At 31.8% G+C, this 20,639-nt stretch carries 17 protein-coding genes; 3 read left to right on the top strand and 14 right to left on the bottom strand.

Annotated elements, in window-relative coordinates:
• Nucleotides 1–58: 58 nt before the first annotated feature.
• The 4 genes from asnS to pyrH all read right to left on the bottom strand — a co-directional run bounded on the left by asnS (nucleotide 59) and on the right by pyrH (nucleotide 5,371).
• Nucleotides 59–1,501 (bottom strand): asparagine--tRNA ligase, encoded by a 1,443-nt coding sequence (asnS, locus tag ABNT61_RS09490; RefSeq protein WP_348712832.1) that lies wholly within the window; start codon nucleotides 1,499–1,501, stop codon nucleotides 59–61.
• Nucleotides 1,502–1,596: 95 nt separating this feature from the next.
• Nucleotides 1,597–3,966 carry an efflux RND transporter permease subunit gene (locus ABNT61_RS09485; protein ID WP_348743026.1) on the bottom strand — a complete coding sequence of 790 codons (2,370 nt, stop codon included), beginning with the start codon at nucleotides 3,964–3,966 and terminating at the stop codon, nucleotides 1,597–1,599.
• 95 nt (nucleotides 3,967–4,061) lie between these two features.
• Entirely contained in the window at nucleotides 4,062–4,616 is a 555-nt protein-coding gene (gene frr, locus ABNT61_RS09480; RefSeq protein WP_348723948.1) for a ribosome recycling factor, read from the bottom strand.
• Between the two features lie 44 nt (nucleotides 4,617–4,660).
• Nucleotides 4,661–5,371, bottom strand: a complete 711-nt coding sequence (pyrH, locus tag ABNT61_RS09475) for a UMP kinase (protein ID WP_348743025.1) — start codon at nucleotides 5,369–5,371, stop codon at nucleotides 4,661–4,663.
• Between the two features lie 186 nt (nucleotides 5,372–5,557).
• On the opposite strand from pyrH, the gene ABNT61_RS09470 reads away from it, so the two are divergent.
• On the top strand, nucleotides 5,558–7,702 hold the full coding sequence (locus ABNT61_RS09470; protein WP_348743024.1) for a T9SS type A sorting domain-containing protein: 2,145 nt from the start codon (nucleotides 5,558–5,560) through the stop codon (nucleotides 7,700–7,702).
• A gap of 334 nt (nucleotides 7,703–8,036) precedes the next feature.
• Here ABNT61_RS09470 and tsf read toward each other — a convergent pair whose 3' ends face one another.
• From tsf to rplM, 4 genes are all read right to left on the bottom strand, one after another.
• The gene (gene tsf, locus ABNT61_RS09465; protein WP_348712826.1) at nucleotides 8,037–9,005 is read right to left on the bottom strand and encodes a translation elongation factor Ts; all 969 of its coding nucleotides are present in this window, start codon (nucleotides 9,003–9,005) and stop codon (nucleotides 8,037–8,039) included.
• Between the two features lie 86 nt (nucleotides 9,006–9,091).
• Nucleotides 9,092–9,850 carry a 30S ribosomal protein S2 gene (rpsB, locus tag ABNT61_RS09460; RefSeq protein WP_348712825.1) on the bottom strand — a complete coding sequence of 253 codons (759 nt, stop codon included), beginning with the start codon at nucleotides 9,848–9,850 and terminating at the stop codon, nucleotides 9,092–9,094.
• A gap of 151 nt (nucleotides 9,851–10,001) precedes the next feature.
• The gene (gene rpsI, locus ABNT61_RS09455; protein ID WP_348712823.1) at nucleotides 10,002–10,388 is read right to left on the bottom strand and encodes a 30S ribosomal protein S9; all 387 of its coding nucleotides are present in this window, start codon (nucleotides 10,386–10,388) and stop codon (nucleotides 10,002–10,004) included.
• On the bottom strand, nucleotides 10,388–10,843 hold the full coding sequence (gene rplM / locus ABNT61_RS09450) for a 50S ribosomal protein L13 (protein ID WP_348712822.1): 456 nt from the start codon (nucleotides 10,841–10,843) through the stop codon (nucleotides 10,388–10,390). Before rplM ends, rpsI begins: the two co-directional genes overlap by 1 nt.
• Nucleotides 10,844–11,030: 187 nt before the next feature.
• Between rplM and ABNT61_RS09445 the strand changes: the two genes are divergently transcribed.
• Nucleotides 11,031–13,655 carry a DUF5916 domain-containing protein gene (locus tag ABNT61_RS09445; protein ID WP_348743023.1) on the top strand — a complete coding sequence of 875 codons (2,625 nt, stop codon included), beginning with the start codon at nucleotides 11,031–11,033 and terminating at the stop codon, nucleotides 13,653–13,655.
• Between the two features lie 71 nt (nucleotides 13,656–13,726).
• Here the strand turns inward: ABNT61_RS09445 and ABNT61_RS09440 are convergent, their stop codons facing one another.
• The 3 genes from ABNT61_RS09440 to ABNT61_RS09430 all read right to left on the bottom strand — a co-directional run bounded on the left by ABNT61_RS09440 (nucleotide 13,727) and on the right by ABNT61_RS09430 (nucleotide 17,349).
• Nucleotides 13,727–14,536 (bottom strand): T9SS type A sorting domain-containing protein, encoded by an 810-nt coding sequence (locus ABNT61_RS09440; protein ID WP_348743022.1) that lies wholly within the window; start codon nucleotides 14,534–14,536, stop codon nucleotides 13,727–13,729.
• Between the two features lie 99 nt (nucleotides 14,537–14,635).
• Nucleotides 14,636–16,357, bottom strand: a complete 1,722-nt coding sequence (locus tag ABNT61_RS09435; protein ID WP_348743021.1) for an AraC family transcriptional regulator — start codon at nucleotides 16,355–16,357, stop codon at nucleotides 14,636–14,638.
• Between the two features lie 146 nt (nucleotides 16,358–16,503).
• Entirely contained in the window at nucleotides 16,504–17,349 is an 846-nt protein-coding gene (locus ABNT61_RS09430; RefSeq protein ID WP_348712816.1) for a flagellar motor protein MotB, read from the bottom strand.
• A gap of 115 nt (nucleotides 17,350–17,464) precedes the next feature.
• Here ABNT61_RS09430 and ABNT61_RS09425 point away from each other — a divergent pair, with 115 nt between their 5' ends.
• Nucleotides 17,465–18,439 carry an FAD:protein FMN transferase gene (locus ABNT61_RS09425; protein WP_348743020.1) on the top strand — a complete coding sequence of 325 codons (975 nt, stop codon included), beginning with the start codon at nucleotides 17,465–17,467 and terminating at the stop codon, nucleotides 18,437–18,439.
• Here the strand turns inward: ABNT61_RS09425 and ABNT61_RS09420 are convergent.
• From ABNT61_RS09420 to ABNT61_RS09410, 3 genes are read right to left on the bottom strand one after another with little or no spacing between them, the layout of a single operon-like run.
• A complete protein-coding gene (locus ABNT61_RS09420; RefSeq protein WP_348743019.1) occupies nucleotides 18,436–19,206 on the bottom strand; it encodes a class I SAM-dependent methyltransferase in 771 nt (256 codons plus the stop codon). The two genes, ABNT61_RS09425 and ABNT61_RS09420, sit on opposite strands and share 4 nt — an antisense overlap.
• 1 nt (nucleotide 19,207) lies before the next feature.
• Nucleotides 19,208–20,026 carry a type I methionyl aminopeptidase gene (gene map, locus ABNT61_RS09415; RefSeq protein ID WP_348712812.1) on the bottom strand — a complete coding sequence of 273 codons (819 nt, stop codon included), beginning with the start codon at nucleotides 20,024–20,026 and terminating at the stop codon, nucleotides 19,208–19,210.
• Between the two features lie 59 nt (nucleotides 20,027–20,085).
• On the bottom strand, nucleotides 20,086–20,637 hold the full coding sequence (locus ABNT61_RS09410) for a thioredoxin family protein (protein ID WP_348743018.1): 552 nt from the start codon (nucleotides 20,635–20,637) through the stop codon (nucleotides 20,086–20,088).
• Nucleotides 20,638–20,639 lie beyond the last annotated feature (2 nt).

Here is a 20,639-nt window from a genome sequence, read left to right as displayed (position 1 = left end):
AATAAAATCGCCATTCGAGTTAGGAATGGCGATTGTTGCATGTATTTTATAATTCTTTTTAGAATTCTGCGTTTTGTGGTGTTCTAGGGAAAGGAATAACGTCTCTAATATTACCCATTCCTGTTGTAAATAATACTAAGCGCTCAAAACCTAAACCAAATCCAGAATGTACTGCAGTTCCGAATTTACGAGTGTCTAAATACCACCATAATTCGTCTTCTTCAATATCTAAAGCAGCCATTTTCTCTTTTAAAACATCTAAACGTTCTTCTCTTTGAGATCCACCAACCATTTCTCCAATTCCTGGGAATAAAACGTCCATGGCTCTTACTGTTTTACCATCGTCATTTAAACGCATATAGAATGCTTTAATTTTCGCTGGATAATCAAATAAAATTACTGGACACTTAAAGTGTTTTTCTACTAAATAACGTTCGTGTTCAGATTGTAAATCAGCTCCCCATTCATCAATTGGAAATTGGAATTTCTTCTTTTTGTTAGGCTTACTGTTACGTAAAATATCAATAGCTTCTGTATAAGAAACTCTTTTGAAATTATTATCTACTACAAACTTGATTTTTTCAATTAAAGACATTTCACTACGCTCAGCTTGTGGTTTTGTCTTTTCTTCTTGAAGTAATCTGTTTTCTAAGAAATTTAAATCATCTGGACAGTTATCTAATACGTATTGTAGAACGTATTTGATGAAATCTTCAGATAAATCCATGTTTGCATCTAAATCGTTAAATGCAACTTCAGGTTCAATCATCCAGAATTCTGCTAGGTGACGAGTTGTATTTGAATTTTCAGCTCTAAATGTAGGTCCGAATGTATATACTTTACCTAATCCCATTGCGTAGGTCTCCGCTTCTAATTGCCCAGATACTGTTAAGTTCGTTTGCTTACCAAAGAAGTCTTGAGTATAATCAATTTCTCCTTCTTCGTTTAACGGAGCTTTATTTGCTTCAAAGTTTGTTACTCTAAACATTTCACCAGCTCCTTCAGCATCAGATCCAGTAATTATTGGAGTGTTCACATAGTAAAATCCGTTTTGTTGGAAATACTGGTGCACAGCAAATGAAAGAGCTGAACGAACTCTCATAACCGCACTAAAAGTATTAGTTCTAACACGTAAGTGAGCTTGTTGCCTTAAAAATTCTAATGAGTGTCTTTTCGGTTGTAAAATTGTTTTAGAAACTTCATCTGGATCAGCATCTCCTAAAATTTCAACATTTGTTACTTGAATCTCTACTGATTGTCCTTTACCTTGACTTTCAACTAAAGTTCCATTAATAGAAACAGCAGCGCCAATAGTAATTCTCTTTAATAAAGCTTCATCTGTATTTTCGAAATCTACAACACATTGAATATTATTAATAGTAGAACCATCATTTAATTGAATAAAACGATTACTTCTAAATGCTCTTACCCAACCTTTAACATTTACTTCTTGAAGAAGTTTTTCCGAAGCTAATAATTCTTTTACGCTACTTGTTTTCATATTCTTTAAAAAATTGAGCGACAAATATAATTTTTTAAAGAGAAATTAACAACGGATTTATCTTATGAATAGCGGGATTTTAAATAAAAGTACTTTTATTTTTCAGTTTTTTCTTTAGGAGGTAAAATCTTGAAATTAGTTTCCTTTAATACTTTCTTATTGGCTATTTTTTTCTCAAAAGATAATAGAAGAGAAGGTAATAGTAATAAATTTGAAACCATTGCTAATAAAAGGGTTACTGAAACTAAACCTCCAAGTGCTATAGTTCCTCCAAAACTTGAAACAGTAAATACTAAGAAACCAAAGAATAATACAATAGAAGTATAGAACATACTTACACCAGTTTCTTTTAAAGCAGAATATACAGCAGGCTTAATTCTCCAATTGTTGGCTAAAAGTTCTTGACGATATTTGGCTAAGAAGTGAATTGTATCATCGACGGATATACCAAATGCAATACTAAATACAAGAATTGTTGATGGTTTTATTGGAATATCGAAGAATCCCATTAATCCAGCAGTCATTAATAATGGCAGCATATTTGGAATCAACGAGATTAAAATCATTTCTAATGATCTAAACATCCAGGCCATAAAAATAGAAATCAAGAAGATTGCTAGTGATAATGATATGACAAGATTTCTAATCAAGTAATTTGTTCCTTTTAAGAAAACAAGAGCTTTTCCTGTCATTGAAACCTCGAACTTATTATCTGGAAATTGCTTATGAATTACAGCATTTAATCTTTCCTGAATAATATCCATTTTATCAGTTCCAACATCTTTCATGAAAGTAGTAATACGTGCGTATCTTCCAGTGCTATCAACGAAGTTTTTCAACATACCAGAGTTTCCATCAGAATTTCTGGTGTATGCAAAAATTGAACTTTGCTCTTGACTAGTTGGTAATTGATAATATTTTGGGTTTCCTTTATAGAAAGCTTGCTTAGAATATTTTACAAGATTGTTTACCGAAATTGGTTTTGATAACTCCGGGAAAGTTTCAATAGTTTCAATTAGCTTTTCCATTTTCTTTAAAGTAGAAAGCTTCATTACACCCTTTTTCTTTTTGGTATCAATTAATATTTCTAAAGGCATAATTCCACCAAATTCAGTTTCGAAGAACTTAATGTCTTTGTAGAATTGTTTCCCTTTTGGCATGTCTTCAATTAAACTACCTGAAACTCTAATTAGCGCAAGGCCAGACATACTTAAAATGATAATTACAACGGTAGTTATATATATTGCTATTCTGTGATGTCTTACAGTACGTTCCATCCAATTAACCACATTTTCCATCCACTTTTTTTCTAAGTGATTTAAATGTTTTTTCTGTGGTAAAGGCATGAAGCTATATAAAATCGGGATGATTAATAAAGCTAAAATGAAAATACTGATAATATTAATTGATGCAAGTATACCGAACTCACGTAATAATTGACTTTTAACAAAAACGAACGTGGCAAATCCAGATGCAGTAGTAATGTTAGTCATTAACGTTGCATTACCAATCTTAGAAATTACACGCTGTAATGATTTTGCTTGATTACCATGTTTTTTTACTTCTTGCTGATATTTGTTTATAAGGAAAACTGCATTAGGAACTCCAATAACAATAATTAACGGAGGGATTAGAGCAGTTAAAACGGTCAATTCATAACCTAATAAACCAATAAATCCGAACGCCCAAGTTACACCAACACCTACTACTAATAACGTGATGAATGTAGCTCTAAAAGATCTAAAGAAAAAGAAGAATATAATTGCTGTAATCAATAATGCTCCTCCAACAAAAAGCAGCATTTCTTCAGCAATATTTTTTGAATTTAAAGTTCTAATGTATGGCATTCCAGACATTCGAACTTGTAAATTATTATCTTTTTCGAATTTCTCTACAAGCGGAATTAACTTTTGCTCTATGAAATCTGCTCTTTCAGGAGTATTTACAATATCCTTTTTTAAATAAATGGCAGTTTGGATAGTTCCTTCACCGTTATATAAAATATTGTCATAAAAAGGAAGTTTTTCGAATAATTGTTTCTTTATACTTTCAATATCTTCCTGTTTACTTGGAGTTTTTTCAAAAAGAGGAGTAATAACAAATTTTCTTTTCTTTCGGTCAGCTTCTAACTTTTTAATATCAGTTATAGAAACGGTTAACTCAACCTGTGGAGTAGAGTCTAATTGTCTCGCTAATTCATTCCAAGCATTGAATTTTTCTACTTCAAAAACGGTGCTGTCTTTTAATCCAAGGATGATTAAATTTCCTTCTTCACCGAAAATTTCTAAAAACTTGTTGTATTCTAAATTTACTTCATGATTCTCTGGAAGTAAGTTCGCTTCAGAGTAAGAAAACCTAATTTTATTAGTTTGGGTAACTAAATAAGCAGTGATACCAATAATGAGTGCTAATACTAGATAGCGATTACGTAAAATAAATCCTGCGATTTTAGTCCAAAAAGTCATTCAAAAAAGTTTGTGCAAAGGTAGGTTAAAAAGAGGTAATAGAACAAAAAAAAGAGTGTTCTAAAAACACTCTTTTTCTGCATGTTATTTTTTGATTATACAGTCATGATTTCTTTTTCCTTAACAGCATATTTCTCGTCAATTTGCTTCACGTAATTATCTGTTAAAGTTTGGATATCAGCTTCTGTATTTTTCTTCATATCGTCAGAAACGTCTAACTTTTTGATCTCATTATTTGCATCTTTTCTTGCATTTCTAACTCCCACTTTAGCATTTTCAGCCTCAGCTTTAGCTTGTTTTGCAAGATCACGACGACGCTCCTCTGTTAATGGTGGAACATTAATTATAATACTTTCACCATTGTTCATAGGGTTGAAACCTAAATTAGCAATCATAATAGCTTTTTCAATTTCTTGTAACATATTTTTTTCCCATGGTTGAATAGAAATTGTTCTTGCATCTGGAGTATTTACATTAGCTACTTGACTTAATGGTGTTGCAGATCCATAATAATCAACTTGTACATTTGCTAACATTGCTGGAGAAGCTTTACCAGCTCTAATACTACGTAATTCTTTCTCTAAATGAGAAATTGCGCTATCCATTGCTTCTTTTGTGCTATCTAATATAAAATCTATTTCTTCAGTCATCTCACTATAATATTTATAAATCAGTATTGAATTTCAATATGATTTTATTTGTAATCAACTATTGTTCCAATTGGTTCACCAGAAACTAATTTCATTAAGTTCCCGTTTTTGTTCATATCAAAAACAATAATAGGTAATTTATTTTCTTCACTAAGGGTAAAAGCAGTCATATCCATTACTTTTAATCCTTTTTCTATTACATCTTTAAACGTAATAGTTTCGAATTTAATTGCATCTTTATTTTTCTCAGGATCGTCATTATAGATTCCATCTACACGAGTTCCTTTTAAAATTGCATCTGCATCTATTTCAATTGCTCTTAATACAGCAGCAGTATCCGTTGTAAAGTATGGATTTCCTGTTCCTGCACCAAATATAACAACTCTACCTTTTTCTAAGTGTCTTATAGCTTTTCTTTTAATGTAAGGTTCAGCAACTTCTTTGATTTCTAAGGCAGTTTGCATTCTTGTGTAAACACCTTCATCTTCTAAAGCACTTTGTAAAGCTAAACCGTTAATACATGTTGCTAACATTCCCATGTGATCTCCTTGAACTCTGTCCATTCCGTTAGCTGCTCCAGCAACACCTCTAAATATATTACCACCACCAATAACAATGGCAACTTCAATACCTTTTTCAACAACTTGTTTTATTTGTAAGGCATATTCTTTTAATCTTTTTGGGTCAATTCCATAGTCGCGTTCCCCCATAAGGGCTTCTCCGCTTAATTTTAGAAGTATTCGTTTGTATTGCATAGTTCTGTTGAAAGTTGTGCAAATATACCAAAGTATTAGTAAGAAAAAAAAGAATGTAAGTTTTAGGATGTTTTTATAAAATTTGAATTTTAAAGAGATTCAAAATACTAATTAAGTGGTTTCTTAGTTTAGTTGAAATAAGTAATTAACCTATACATACTATTAAACAATCAAACTACAATCATCATGAAAACTTATTACGCAAAAGCACTGTTATTAGTGTTCCTTTTTTGTTGTTCTCTAACCTATAGTAAAGATATTTATGTTTCCAAATCGGGTGATGATACCTACACGGGAACAATAACTAAGCCCTTTAAAACTATAGCCAAAGCTTCTTCTATTGCTCAACCTGGAGATGTAATTATAATTGGAGAAGGAGTCTATGAAGAAATTCTACGTCCAGATAGATCAGGAGTTTCTGGGAACCCGATTATTTACACATCAAAAGACAATGAAAAAGTTATTATTAGTGCAATGGAAAGTCTAAGTGGCTGGATTAATGATACAGGAAATATCTACAAGATAAAAGTTGATTGGGATTTGGGACAGGATAATTTTGTCATGAATGGAAGTACTGCCATGGACTTAGCGAGATGGCCGAATAATACTGATGGAAACCCATTTACTCTTAATTCTTTAAGAAATGACGGAGGAAGTCCTTCAGATGTCGTGAATGGAGCGTATTTAACTTCTTCTAAAATTCCAAATATAAATTGGACTGGTGGTTCGGTTTTTTTCTATGGTGACAAGCCTGGATCTGGATGGATTGCCTGGAAATCATTCATTACTTCGAGTGCGGCAGGAAGAGTGAATTTTGTACTAGATAAGAACCCAACATGGATTAGAACTTTTCATGCTCCGGCAGATAAAGGAGATTTTTATTTGGAAGGTGTTAAAGGAGCATTGGATTATGAAAACGAATGGTGGTTTGATAGTTCAACCAAAGAATTATTCGTGATTCTACCTGGTGGGAATAAACCGAATGATGGTTTAGTTCAAATGAGAAGAAGAAGTTTAACTATCGATTTGAATCAAAGGAGTCATATAGAGATTAGAAATATCGCTGTATTTGGTGGAGGGATCGAGTTGAAATCCAATTCAAATAATAATAAGCTCTTTGGTGTTTCCTCGTTTTACGGAAATCATACTCAGGGAATATTTAAAGGTTTCAATGCTGGAAAACCGAGCATTGAAGTTAACGGAACAAACAATGTAGTTGACAAGTGTGAAATTGGATTTAGTGCTGCAACTGGAGTTCGATTAGGAGGTAGTTTTAATTTGTTGAAAAACTGTTACATCCATGATTTTAATTATTTAGGTTCCTATGACGCGCCATTAGTTGCCAGAGGAGGAACTGATAATAAAATTCTGAATAATACTATTTTTAACGGTGGAAGAGATGGAATAAACTTCAATGGTAATCGTTGTGAAATTGCTTATAATGATGTGTATAAAAGTAATTTAATTGCAGATGATTGTGCCACTTTTTATACTGTTGGTGGTCCACAGAATACAGAAATTCATCATAATTGGTTTCATGATACAGCATCAAGAGGTGATAAAAAGAAGGCTGCTGGCATTTATTTAGATAATGATGCGGAGGCCTTTTCAGTTCATCATAATGTGGTTTGGAATACAGAATGGACAGGTGTTCAAATCAATTGGGACGGTAAAGATATTGATGTTTTTAATAATACGTTTTGGAATAATTCTGATGAAATGGGAGCTTGGCATAAAGCAGGTACGGCATTTACAAATGTAAGAGTTTGGAATAACCTTGGTTTTAAAGGAGAGTGGGAACCTCAGTCAGATAAAAAAAACAATCTTATTGCACAGAATACTGATTTCAATAACATAGCTAATGGAAAATTTAACTTAACGAATGGGGCAAGTGCTATTGACAAAGGAATCGAGATTACGGGTATTACAGATGGATTTAAAGGAGCTGCACCGGATGTTGGGGCTTATGAATATAATGGAGAGCTATGGTTAGCTGGAATAGATTGGAATCCAAAATTGGGTCCAGCGAATAGATGCTACAATTTGCCTGGTGAAGATTGTGAGTCGTCAGTTTTAAGTACTGATGATTTGAGTTATGAGAATGATTTGGTGAGATTATTTCCGAATCCAGTAGATGAAGTCCTAAAGATTCAAATGGATTTTACTGAAAGAACTAAAAATGTGATTATTTACAGTTTGCTGGGTGAGGAATTGATTAGAAAAGAACTTAATCAAGATACTTTAGAGGTTGAAGTAGGAGGATTAAACAGTGGGGTTTATGTGTTGTCAATAAATAATGGTGAGAAAAAAATGAAGTTCATTAAGAAATAAAAATTAGTTAATCTTTTTATTAATCGATGCCTATGTTTTGAATTTCATTATTATTTTTTGGTTTTGATTTTAACCATTTTAAACCGATCCTAAAAAGTCCAAAGGTAAAAACTAAAGGCAACAAAGAGCCAATCAAGTAGCCAATTCCGTATGAATTGTTTGCTCTAGAAAGATTAGTGATTATTTCTGGAATTTGAATCAGGAATCCGATCGATAAAAAAATCGAAATTATGATAAACAGAATAGCGATAATTTTTTTCATAAAATTTTTATTGTAAAAATAAAAAGACCTTTGAATATTCAAAGGTCTTTTATAAAATATGTTAGAAAGAAATTACCCTAAAGTAACTCTTACGAAGTTTTTAACTTCTACATCACCATAAGAAGAAACATATTCTGCAACAGTTTTCTTCTCATCCTTGATGAATTTTTGATCTAATAAACACTGCTCTTGATCTAAAGTAGTGTTATCAGAAATAAATCTTTCCATTTTTCCTGGTAAGATTTTGTCCCAGATTTGCTCTGGTTTACCTTCAGCTTTTAATTGCTCTTTAGCAGCTTCTTCAGCTTGAGCTAAAGCTTCGTCAGTTAACTGTAATCTAGAAACGAATTGAGGTACGTTCTTTAAAGTTTTACCTAAACGAACTAACTCTTCATTATCTTTGATGATAGCAGCAATTCTAGCATCAGTTTCAGCAGCTACATACTCTGGAGAGAAATCTTTATAAGATAAAGTAGTTGCTCCCATAGAAGCAGCTTGCATTGCTAAATCTTTAGTTAATTCAGCAGCTTTCTCATTTGTATTAGTAAGTCCTACTAAAGCAGCAATCTTACCTACGTGAGTATATGATCCTACGTAAGGAGCTTCAACTCTTTCAAAAGATGGAACTTCGATTTTCTCACCGATTACACCAGTTTGCTCAATTAATTTTTCAGCAACAGTATTACCATCTCCAAAATCAGCAGCTAAGAAATCTTCTTTGTTAGTAAAGTTAATAGCGATATCAACAAACTGTTGAGCTAATTCTTTATATGTATCATTTTTAGCAACGAAATCAGTTTCACAAGCTAAAACGATAGCAACACCATAAGTGTTATCTTCACTAACTTTAGCGATAGCTACACCTTCAGATGAATCACGATCAGCTCTTTTAGCAGCAATCTTTTGTCCTTTTTTACGTAAGATTTCAATTGCTTTATCGAAGTCTCCTTCTGCTTCTACTAAAGCCTTCTTACAGTCCATCATTCCTGCACCAGTAGTCTCTCTTAATTTTTTTACGTCAGCAGCGCTAATTTTTGACATTTTATTTTTTTTTATTAGTTGTATTAATAATTACAATGATAAAATAAAATAAAGGTTTCAATGTGATGAAACCTTTAAATTAAAATTTATTTAGCTTCTTCAGCCTTTACTTCTTCATTCTTAGTCTCAACTTCTTTGTCAGCTTTAGCTTTTTCTTTATCAGCTTTTCTTTCAGCTAATCCTTCAGAAATTGCTTCAGTAACATAAGATAAAACTTTGTCAATAGACTTAGAAGCATCATCATTTGCAGGAATTACAAAATCGATCGGTCTTGGATCAGAGTTTGTATCAACCATTGCAAAGATTGGAATGTTTAATTTTTGAGCTTCTGCAATAGCAATGTGCTCTTTCTTTACATCAATTACAAATAATGCACCTGGTAAACGAGTCATATCAGAGATAGAACCTAAGTTCTTTTCTAATTTTTCACGTTGACGGTTGATTTGTAATTTTTCTCTTTTAGATAATGCATCAAAAGAACCATCTTGCTTCATTCTATCAATAGAAGCCATTTTCTTTACAGCTTTACGGATAGTAACAAAGTTAGTTAACATACCACCTGGCCATCTTTCAGTAATGTAAGGCATGTTTACTGATTTTGCTTTTTCAGCAACGATATCTTTAGCTTGCTTCTTTGTAGCAACGAATAAGATTTTACGTCCTGAGTTTGCAATCTTGTTTAACGCAGCTTTAGCTTCGTCAATCTTAGCAGAAGTTTTATACAAATCGATGATGTGAACACCATTACGCTCTGTATAAATGTATGGAGCCATGTTTGGATTCCACTTTCTAGTTAAGTGACCGAAGTGTACTCCATTTTCTAATAATTCTTGAATGTTTGCCATTTTAATAAATGTGTTTACGTTCTGTTTTCGCAATATTTCAGTAGTTATTAAGTCTGAAATATTTAGATACTAAACTGTTAATAAATAATATACTCTTATAAATAACAGTCTCGAAACAATTAATGGATACTGAAACAAGTCCAGTATAATATTAACGTTTAGAGAACTGGAATTTCTTACGTGCTTTCTTCTGACCGAATTTCTTACGTTCAACCATTCTTGGATCACGAGTTAATAATCCTTCTGGTTTCAACACAGATCTGTGATCTTCATTGATAGACACTAAAGCTCTTGTAATTGCTAAACGAATAGCTTCAGCTTGTCCTGTAACACCACCACCATAAACATTTACTTTAATGTCATAAGAAGCTAAGTTCTCAGTTAACATTAATGGTTGTTGAACTTTATATTGTAAAGTTGGTGTAGTGAAATAATTATTTAATTCTCTTTTGTTGATTGTGATGTTTCCACTTCCTTCAGAAACATATACACGTGCAACAGCTGTTTTTCTTCTACCGATTTTGTGAACTGTTTCCATTATTTAAGATCGTTAAGGTTAATAGTTTGTGGCTTTTGAGCTTCTTGTCCGTGCTCTGTACCAACATATACATATAAATTTCTAAATAATGCGCTACCTAATTTGTTTTTAGGTAACATACCTTTTACTGCTTTCTCTACTAATCTCGCAGGATTTTTGTCGAAAATTTCTTGTGCAGTAAGAGATTTTTGTCCACCTGGGTAACCAGTGTGACGTAAGTAAGTTTTGTTAGTCCACTTGCTTCCAGTTAATTCAACTTTGTCTGCATTGATGATAATTACGTTATCACCACAGTCAACGTGTGGAGTGTAGTTTGTCTTGTGTTTACCTCTAATAAGTTTTGCAACTTTAGAAGCTAAACGACCTAGTGACTGCCCGTCCGCATCAACTAAAACCCACTCTTTGTTTACAGTAGCTTTGTTAGCCGATACCGTTTTGTAACTTAATGTGTTCATAACACGATATAGTTTTTGTCTATTAATAATTTAATTTTTCCTTCAAAAAGGAGTGCAAATTTACAATTATTTATTTTACTGACAAATAGTAAGTTGCTTTTGTTTTAAATTATGAAATGCTCATTTTAAATTAACATATTATTAAGAGAATTCTGCGGTACTTTTGATGTCGGATTAAAACCTACTGATGAGAACAAGATATTTACTCCCAATTTTTGGATTATTTTTATTCCAGAATCTATATAGTCAAGAGAGTTCAGGAACTGTTGCGGTTCCAAAAAAGAAGTATGTCACTAAAAGGATGAAGACTTTACCTGAGATAGATGGTGTAATTACAGATCAAGCTTGGGATCATTTAGACTGGGGTACGGACTTTGTTGAGAAGGCACCAGATGAAGGGAAGCCTCCTACATATCAGACAAAATTTAAAATTGGTTACGATGATAAGTATCTATATGTTGCTTTAAGAGCATTTGATGATGAACCAGAAAAAATTGAACAACGTCTGTCAAGAAGAGATGGATTCGCTGGGGATAGAATCAATGTAATTATAGATAGTTATCATGATAAAAGAACTGCATTCGTATTCACTGTAACTGCTGCTGGTGTAAAAGGAGAGGAATTAGCCACTCAAAACGGGCAAGATTGGGATGCGAGTTGGAATCCTATTTGGTATACTGATGCAGTAGTTGATGATAAAGGATGGACTGCAGAAATGAAAATACCATTCACTCAATTAAGATTTGGTAAAGCAGAAGAACAGGTTTGGGGTTTAAATATCAATAGGACATTTTTTAGAGAACAAGAACGTTCTCTTTGGCAAAGAATTCCTAATGAAGTATCTGGTTTTATAAGTGAAGCCGGAGAACTACATGGATTAAAAGGTCTAAAATCTCAGAAACAGTTAGAGATACAACCATTTACTGTTTTTCAATATGATACTTATGAGAAAGAAGGGGGTAATCCTTTTAGAGATGGAAGTGATTTTAGTGTAAATGCAGGTTTAGATGCGAAAATTGGAATTACAAATGATCTAACTTTAGATTTAACTGTTAATCCTGATTTTGGCCAAGTTGAAGCAGATCCTGGAGCTATTGCTTTAGATGGATTCCAGATTTTCTTTAATGAACAACGACCATTTTTTGTTGAGAATAAAAACATTTTCGATTTCAGATTTGCTAACGGACCAGATAATGTTTTCTATAGTAGAAGGATTGGTAGAGCTCCGCAAGGAGGAGTAGATCTTAATGATGGAGAGTTTGCTGATATCCCAATTAATACAACAATTTTAGGAGCCGCAAAATTTTCTGGTAAAACTAGAGATGGTTGGTCTATTGGAGTTTTAGAAACTGTGACTTCAAATGAATATGCTGAGATTGATAATAATGGAAATAGGAGAGAAGAGTTGGTAGAACCATTAACAAATTACTTTGTAGCTAGAGTTCAAAAAGACTTTAATGATCGTAATAGTTATATCGGTGGAATTTTTACTTCTACAAATAGAAATTTAAATGATGATTTAAGTTTCTTGAGAAAAGCAGCATACACAGGAGGATTAGATTTTCGTCATGAATGGCATAATCGTGATTACTTCATTCAAAGTAATGTTGTAGCAAGTCATGTTACAGGAAGTAAAGAATCAATTCAAGCAACACAAGAATCATTAACGCATTTATTTCAAAGAGTTGATGCGAGTCACGTAGAAGTTGATCCTAATAGAACTTCTCTTACTGGAACAGGAGGAAGAGTTTTTGGAGGTAAAAGAGGTGGAGGAAATTGGCGTTATTGGGCTGGAGTTAATTGGCGTTCTCCAGAGTTAGAGTTAAATGATGTTGGTTTTTTAAGACAAGCAGATGAGATAAGACAGTTCGCTAGTTTAAGATATTTATGGCAAGTTCCAACAGAAACATATCGTGATGCGAGTGTGCGATTACGTCAGTTATCTTCATTCGACTTTGAAGGAAATTATAACCGAATGGAATATAGTCTTCAAGGAAACATCAATTGGATTAATAACTGGTGGACAGAATTAGAATTAACACATAAACCAAGAATATTCTTAAATACATTTTTGAGAGGTGGACCGAGATGGAGGTATTCAGAAGAGAATTTCATGGTGTTGTTCTTTGGTTCTGATCAAAGTAAGAAGTTTAATTTTAGAGTGGGGTATATCAAAAGTGCAACAGAACAGAATAATTTCTCTTTCACCAGATATGTTTTAGGATTAAATTATCAGCCGTTTGATTCTTTAAATGCTTCTTTAACAACTGAATTTACGGAGAATCCGAATAAAACTCAATACGTAAATGAGGCTGATTTTGGTGCAGTTAAAAGGTATATCTTAGGAAATATAGATCAGAAAACTTGGAGTACTACTTTACGTTTGAATTATAGCATAAATCCTAATTTATCAATTCAATATTACGGACAACCATTTATTTCAAGAGGAAGATATAACAACTTCAATTATGTAAATAATTCTATAGCTAAAGACTTGAATGAACGTGTGATATGGTACGGAGATAATCAAATTCAGCAAGCATCAAGTGGAGATTATTTAGTGGATGAAGATGCGAATGGTGTGACTGATTATGAATTTTCTAATCCTAATTTTTCATTTGTACAATTCCGTTCAAATCTTGTTGCAAGGTGGGAGTATATTCCTGGTTCAGAATTATTTTTAGTTTGGGCTCAAGGAACTACAGGAAATGTAGATTCAGATAGATCGTTATTAGGTGGATTAAATACTCAAATATTAGACAATACTTTAGAGAATACATTTCTTATTAAAGCAACATATAGATTCTTGTAAGAATTATTTTAAGAGATAAAAAAGCCATCAAAATTTGATGGCTTTTTTATTATTACTAGATAACGTTTTGGTTATTCTTTCTTGTACACCTTTTTGGTCTCAGTAAAACCGTCTATGTTTATCTTATAAAAATAAAGTCCTTTTTTCAAATGAGGTGTAGGGAAATTATACGACGTAGAGTTTTTATTTGCTACTGGCGCCGCGTTTATTGTTTGAATTAATCTTCCACTTAAGTCGTAAATTCTAATGTTTGCAGTATTAGATGTACTTGAGTTGTATTTTATTTTTGTATTACTATAATTTTGGTTTAATGATACTCTGCTAGTATTCTTTGTTGTAGCATTGGAGAAAAATAAAAAATACGGAGTTTCAATTTTATGAACTGGTGTTCCAATTATTTCATTTTTTTCATCCAATAAGGTTAACCAAATTTTTATTTTTCGAGTTAAGTCGAGATCTCGTTCTAGATATAAAATTTTACCATCTGGGATATGAGGAAAGTTAGAAACTGAGCCAAAATTATGGATGCTTTCATCGTCCTCTTCTGGTGGTATAACTATGGGTACAGGTATACCGTTAATTTGTGTTTCAGATTGTGGAGTGTATGAAAAGCCGTATTTATATTTTTTTTGAGATAAAGAACGATTTTCAATATCAATCTCGAAACCAACTTTATCAGATCTTTTGTATTGAAACTTAGTTTGTTTTTCAAGTTGTAACGTGTGTACTTGAATCGTCTCAAAAGTCCTGTCAGGATTATAAATTACTTCGTCTGTTCTTATAATCTTAACCTTTATAAGGTGATCATATTTTTGAGCTGTGATAGTAGTTTTAGAAAACAAAAGTGCAAACATTACGCTAAGTAGTACTTTTTTTAACATGGTAATTTTTTTATGGATTATGAAGCTCGAAAATAGAGTTATTCTTGATTTTTTAATAATGTTTAATCTCCATATTTATAAATTTGAAGAAATGTTTTGTTAGCTATTATTCAGTTTTTCAATATAATAAGATGGGTTTAAGTTGGTTTTTGCTTTAAACGCTCTTAAAAATGTAGTGACGCTTTTATAGCCAATTTCTTCAGAAATAGCTTTGATTGTATAGGATCTAAATCTACTGTCTTCTTGTAATTTTAGGAGAACATAATTAATTCGAAGTTCATTTAGATATTGACTAAAAGATTGCTTTTTTACCTTGTTTAAAGTTTTAGATAAATACGTGGTGTTTGTATTTATTGCTTTTGCAGTTGTGTATAAATTGCAATCTTTTGATTTGAAGAATTCAGTTTTTTCAAGTTTAGATAATTCACTTAAAATATGAATTGCTTGCTCATCATTAATTTGTGAAGATTCTTTTTGACTATTATCATTAGTTTCTCTTTCTTTTTTCAAACCTGCTATTATCTCTTCAAATCGTTCAGATTTTATTTTATTCTTTCTTTTGAAATAAATAAAAGATAAAATCAATGCGAAGACCAGTAAAAAAGCTAGAGTATATGCAGTTTTCATTTTGAAGCTATTTTCTTCATTAAGCTTACTCAACTTTTGATTGATTCCAAGAAGATTGTTAATATCGCTTTTATGAATTAAATCTAGAGTTTCCTGATGTTTTTTAGCCTTCGTTTCTATGTAGTTTAATTTCTTTTTTCGAAATGTGTTTTCAGCAAGTAAGTCCTTTTCTTCTTTAGCTATTTTGATTTGTAAATCAAACATTTCATTAAACAACTTTGTGTTGTTTTCTACCTCCGATAATTTGAAGTTTTGCTCGAGTAACAATAATGCTTCTTTATTTTTTGAAAGAGAATTATAGCATCTGGCTAAGTAATAATTTAGATGGATGATATTGTACTTAGGGTAGTTTAAGTTTATCGATTCTTTTTCTTCGGTTAGTTTGTCTATAGCTATTTGAAACTGTTTTTTATAATAATAGACATCCGCTATACATATTCGAAAATCAATAAGAGGTTTAGTTAATTTCAGTTCTTTGGCTAAAGCAATTCCTTTTTCACATATAGCTATGGCTTCATCTAATTTCCCCAGTTTTTTTAAACAAATCCCTTTTCCTATTAGGGAAGAGAAATAAATCTTTTGATAAGGTATTGATGATTTTATGGGTTTCTGTTCTAGTATTTCTAGAGTTTCGGTATAGTCATTAAGAGCATCATGATATTTATCTAGGTTAACTCTAATATTGGCTATATTAGGTAGAGCGGTTAATTCGTAGTTTTCATTGCGAATTTTCTCCGATAAAGTTTTAGCCTCAATGTAATTTTTTAATGCTTCAGTAGTTAAGTCTAATTGATAGTAATTTCCAGCTTGAATAATTGTACTATTTATGATCTTAAGAGTATCATTTAAGGCTTTGCTGGCTTTTAAAGATTGTTTGGTGTAAGTTATAGACTCACTGTGATCAAAAAGTTGATAATAGAAATATCCTAGTTGAGAGGCTGCTGAATACTGATGTTTAAGATTGTTTTCTGTAATGGCTCTTTTGAGAAATAATTTATAACCAGAGATGTAGGAAAGAGTATCATTCTTTAGTTTACTTTTCAAAAACTTCCTTATCTCCTTTGAAGATTGAGTCGTTTCAATAAAAGTGATTTCTTTTTGAGTTAAAGTAATACTATCAGATGGTATACTAGAACTTTGAGCAAAGGTTAATAAGGTTATATATAAGAAAAGTAGAGTGAAAAATGCTTTCATATAAATAGTGGTGACATAGATTTTTTTGATTAAGCAAGTTTACGGATAAATACTAAAATAGTATATCAACGATTACATTACCTTTTTAGCATAAAAAAAACCATCATGTATTGATGGTTTTTTTTATTTGTATGCAATGTGTTTTACTATTCTACTTTTTGATCTAATAAATCAAAGAATTGATTTAAACGAGGTAAAATAATAATTTTTGTACGTCTGTTTTTCGCTTTATTAGCAGGAGTGTCGTTTGCAACTAATGGTACAAAACTACTTCTACCTGCTGCAATTAAACGCTGTGGAGCAACCTTGTATTTAGATTGTAATTCACGAACAATTGCTGTAGATCTTTTTACACTTAAATCCCAGTTATCCTTAACAGCATCGTTTGCAATTGGAGTATCATCAGTATGACCTTCAATCATTACATCCATTTCTGGTTGAGCATTAACAACTGTAGCTACTTTTTGAAGAACTTTTGAAGCTTTGTCTGTAATAGTATAGCTTCCGCTCTTAAATAATAACTTATCAGAGATAGAAATAAATACTACAGTTTTTTCAACATTTACTTCAATGTCTTGATCATCAATTCCATCTTGTAATTCTTTCTTTAAATGGAAAGCAACAACTAAATTCAAAGAATCCTTTTTCGTAGCTGCAGCTCTAATTTTATTGATGTATTTATCTTTCTTACTTAATTGAGATAATGTTTCTTTGATGTTATCATTAGCTCCTTTTGTGAGAACAGTTAAGTTTTCTACTTGTTGAATAGTATTTTCTTTATCTTTCTTTAGTTCTTCAACTCTGCTTTCTAAATTTTTAGATCTGTCTTCATATTTTTCCTTCTCTACTAAACATTTAGTTAAGTTGGTTTTAACAGTTAGCAATTCGTCTTTTGTTTGTTCGTGCTTTAATTTAAGAGCTTCAAGCTCTTTATTAGCACCACATGATACCAACAAAAATGTAGCTGATACAAATAATACTATTTTTTTCATCTTATTTATAGTTAATGGTAAATTACAAATTTAAAAAAATGATTAAACTAAAAGTTATCTTAACGGTATTTTAGTAGATATTACTTTATTTTTGTTAAATAAACCTAAATCTACCATGTATAAACAATATATAAGCTTATTACTTTTAGTTTCAATTCTTATTACTTCATGTAAATCTAAAGAAAAGGAAGAGTATAGCAAGTTTCGTGGGGATATTTTTGGAACAACATATTCCATTATTTACGAAGACTCTAAAAATTTCCAAGAAGAGATCAATACGATCTTCAATGATTTTAATAATTCTCTATCTACTTATATTCCAACTTCTATTGTTTCTAAGGTAAATCAGAACGATTCTACGGTTGTTGTAGATATGTATTTTATTGAGGCTTTTAATAAGGCAAAAAGAATTTACAAGGAAACAGATGGTTTTTTTGATCCAACAATTGGGAAGTTAATTAACGCTTATGGATTTGGGTCCGGAAAAGAGAAAAAAGATTTAACTCAAGTAGAGGTTGATTCTTTAAAGAATTTAATGGGTTTTGAAAAAATTGTTTTAGTTGAGAATAAGGTATTGAAACCAAATGAAATTGAATTCAATGTAAATGCATATGCCAAAGGATTAGGAGTTGATGTAGTCGGACGTTTTTTAGAAAGTAAAGGCATTAAAAATTATTTGGTTGAAATAGGAGGAGAGATTCGTGCAAGAGGAAATAGTCCTAGGGGAACATTATGGAAAGTTGCAATTGATGATCCGAATACTGATGGATCTAGAAGCCAGTCTAGGACAATTGAATTGAATAACCAATCGATGGCAACATCAGGAAACTACCGTAAGTTTAAGGTGAATAGTAACGGAGAAAAAGTTGTACATACTGTAAATCCAAAAACAGGTTTAGCTCAGGAGAATAATTTATTAAGTGCTTCTGTTTTAATTCAAGGTGATTGTGCGGATGTAGATGCTTACGCTACAGCATTTATGGCGATGGGATTAGAAGAAACAAAAGTATTCTTGGCAAATCGTCCTGATTTAAAAGTAGTGCTTTTGTATGCGAATAAAGAAGGAGAAATTCTGGAGTTTGCGAATTAACGTTTGTAGCAAATAGGTAAAATCTCTGTTTTATCTAAAGCGTATTTCTCAACTAATTCAGAAGAAATTTTTTCGTTGTATTTTAATTCATTTACTTCAAACCCTACATCTCGTAGTTTGTCAAAGTAGTCCATTCCATAAATACGAACATGATCATATTGGCCAAAAATTTTGGCTCTCTCTTTTGGATCTATTATCGTATCGTCTTCAAAAGTAGTTTCTCTCTCAATGTCTTGTGGTATTTGAAAAATTCCAAATCCTCCTGGTTTCATTACTCTTAATAATTCTTGCATTGCTTTTTTATCATCGGTAATGTGTTCAAGCACATGATTACAAAAAATAATATCGAATGAATTATCTTCAAAGGGTAAATCGCAAATATCTGCTTTTACATCAGCTAAGGGAGATTCTATGTCAGAGGTTAAATAATCAAGATTACTTTGATGTCTAAAGCGATTATAAAAACATTGTTCAGGTGCAATATGAAGTAACTTTCTTTTTTCTTTCGAAGTAAAAAAATCCGTTTCATTTTTTAAGTACAACCACATTAAACGGTGTCTTTCTAAAGAAAGAGTAGATGGAGATAATACGTTTTTACGTTGAACTTCATATCCATATGGAAGCATTTTTCTAAAAGACTTACCGTCAATAGGATCCGTAAAATTGTCTCCTTTTAGCCAAAATGTTAAGAAAGACCTTACCGGATAACTTAGTTTTATAAGTAATGGTCTTGGAATTGTATTTAATATGGATTGAATAATAGACAATTTATAGTACTAAAGGTTGTTGTCTGAACTCATTCTCTTCATCACTTTCTATACCTAAGGCATCATAGATATATTGGAAAGTAGATAGCAACTCAGGTTTTCCATCAACAATTGCAACATCATGTTCAAAATGAGCAGATGGCTTTCCGTCTAAAGTAGTAATTGTCCATCCGTCTTTATGATGTCTAATCTTTTGAGTTCCCATATTAGTCATAGGCTCAATAGCAACTACCATTCCTTCTATGAATTTCTTTCCTCTTCCTCTACGTCCGTAGTTAGGCATTTCTGGATCTTCGTGCATTGTTTTACCAAGTCCATGTCCAACTAATTCTCTTACTACTCCATAACCGTGTTTTTCTGTAAATTGTTGAATTGCGTAACCTACATCTCCAACTCGGTTTCCAACTTTAAACTCGCGAATACCAACGTATAAACTTTCTTTGGTAACGTCCAGTAATTTTTGAGTTTCTGGAGCAATTTCACCTACTGCGAATGTATAGGCATGATCTCCGTAGTAATCATTTAAAATAGCACCACAGTCAATAGAAATAATATCACCTTCAACTAATGGTGTGTTATTAGGAATTCCATGTACTACTTGAGAATTTGGACTCATACAAAGTGTGTTCGGGAAGTCGTATAAACCTAAGAAACCAGGAATTGCACCTTGTTCTCTTATGAATTCTTCTGCTAACTTGTCTAAATACAAACTAGTAACTCCAGGTTTTACTTCTTTCGCAAGCATACCTAGTGTTTTAGAAACCACCAAAGCACTTTGGCGCATTAATTCTATTTCTTCCTTAGTTTTTTGTATGATCATAACCTAAAAATGAGAATGCAAATATAGGGTGTATTCCTTAAAAAAATAAGGTTATCAATCTATTTTTCATACGCATGCTTGTATCCTTTTTCTGATACAATTTGCAGTAAATCATGCTCTAAAGTTGCTCCGTCAACAGTATGTTCAACAAAACGACCAATTTCCTTTCCATTTTTATAGAAAATAAATGTTGGTACTCTCTCAAGTTGATATCCTTTTTCTAATCCTTTTGCCTCTTTGTCTTTGTTAACTGTTAAAAGTTCTAATTTGTTATAATCAAATCCTGCTTCGTCTAATATTTTATAGAAATTTGGAATCTCTCTTTGACTATCACTACACCAAGTTCCCATAAAACCTTTAATAGTAATATCTTTTAATAACGGTTTAATAGCTGCTACTGTAGATTTATCAGTTTCATAATATTCGTAATAATCATTAAACCATTCGTTACCATAAGGTTCTTGTTTAAAATCTGTTTTTGTAGCAAAACCTACCAAGTTTCCACTAGCGTCTTTTGCGGCTTTAATTTTAGAAACTGAAGTGTTGGTTTTTGGATTAGAAGCACAAGAAGCTACTAATACAAGAGATAGAACTAAAAGTATTTTTTTCATTA

It is taken from the genome of Tenacibaculum sp. 190524A05c, from assembly GCF_964036595.1.
GTDB lineage: Bacteria > Bacteroidota > Bacteroidia > Flavobacteriales > Flavobacteriaceae > Polaribacter > Polaribacter platacis.
The sequence above is the reverse complement of the archived record's forward strand: the minus strand, read 5'-3'. Positions and strand labels throughout refer to the sequence as shown.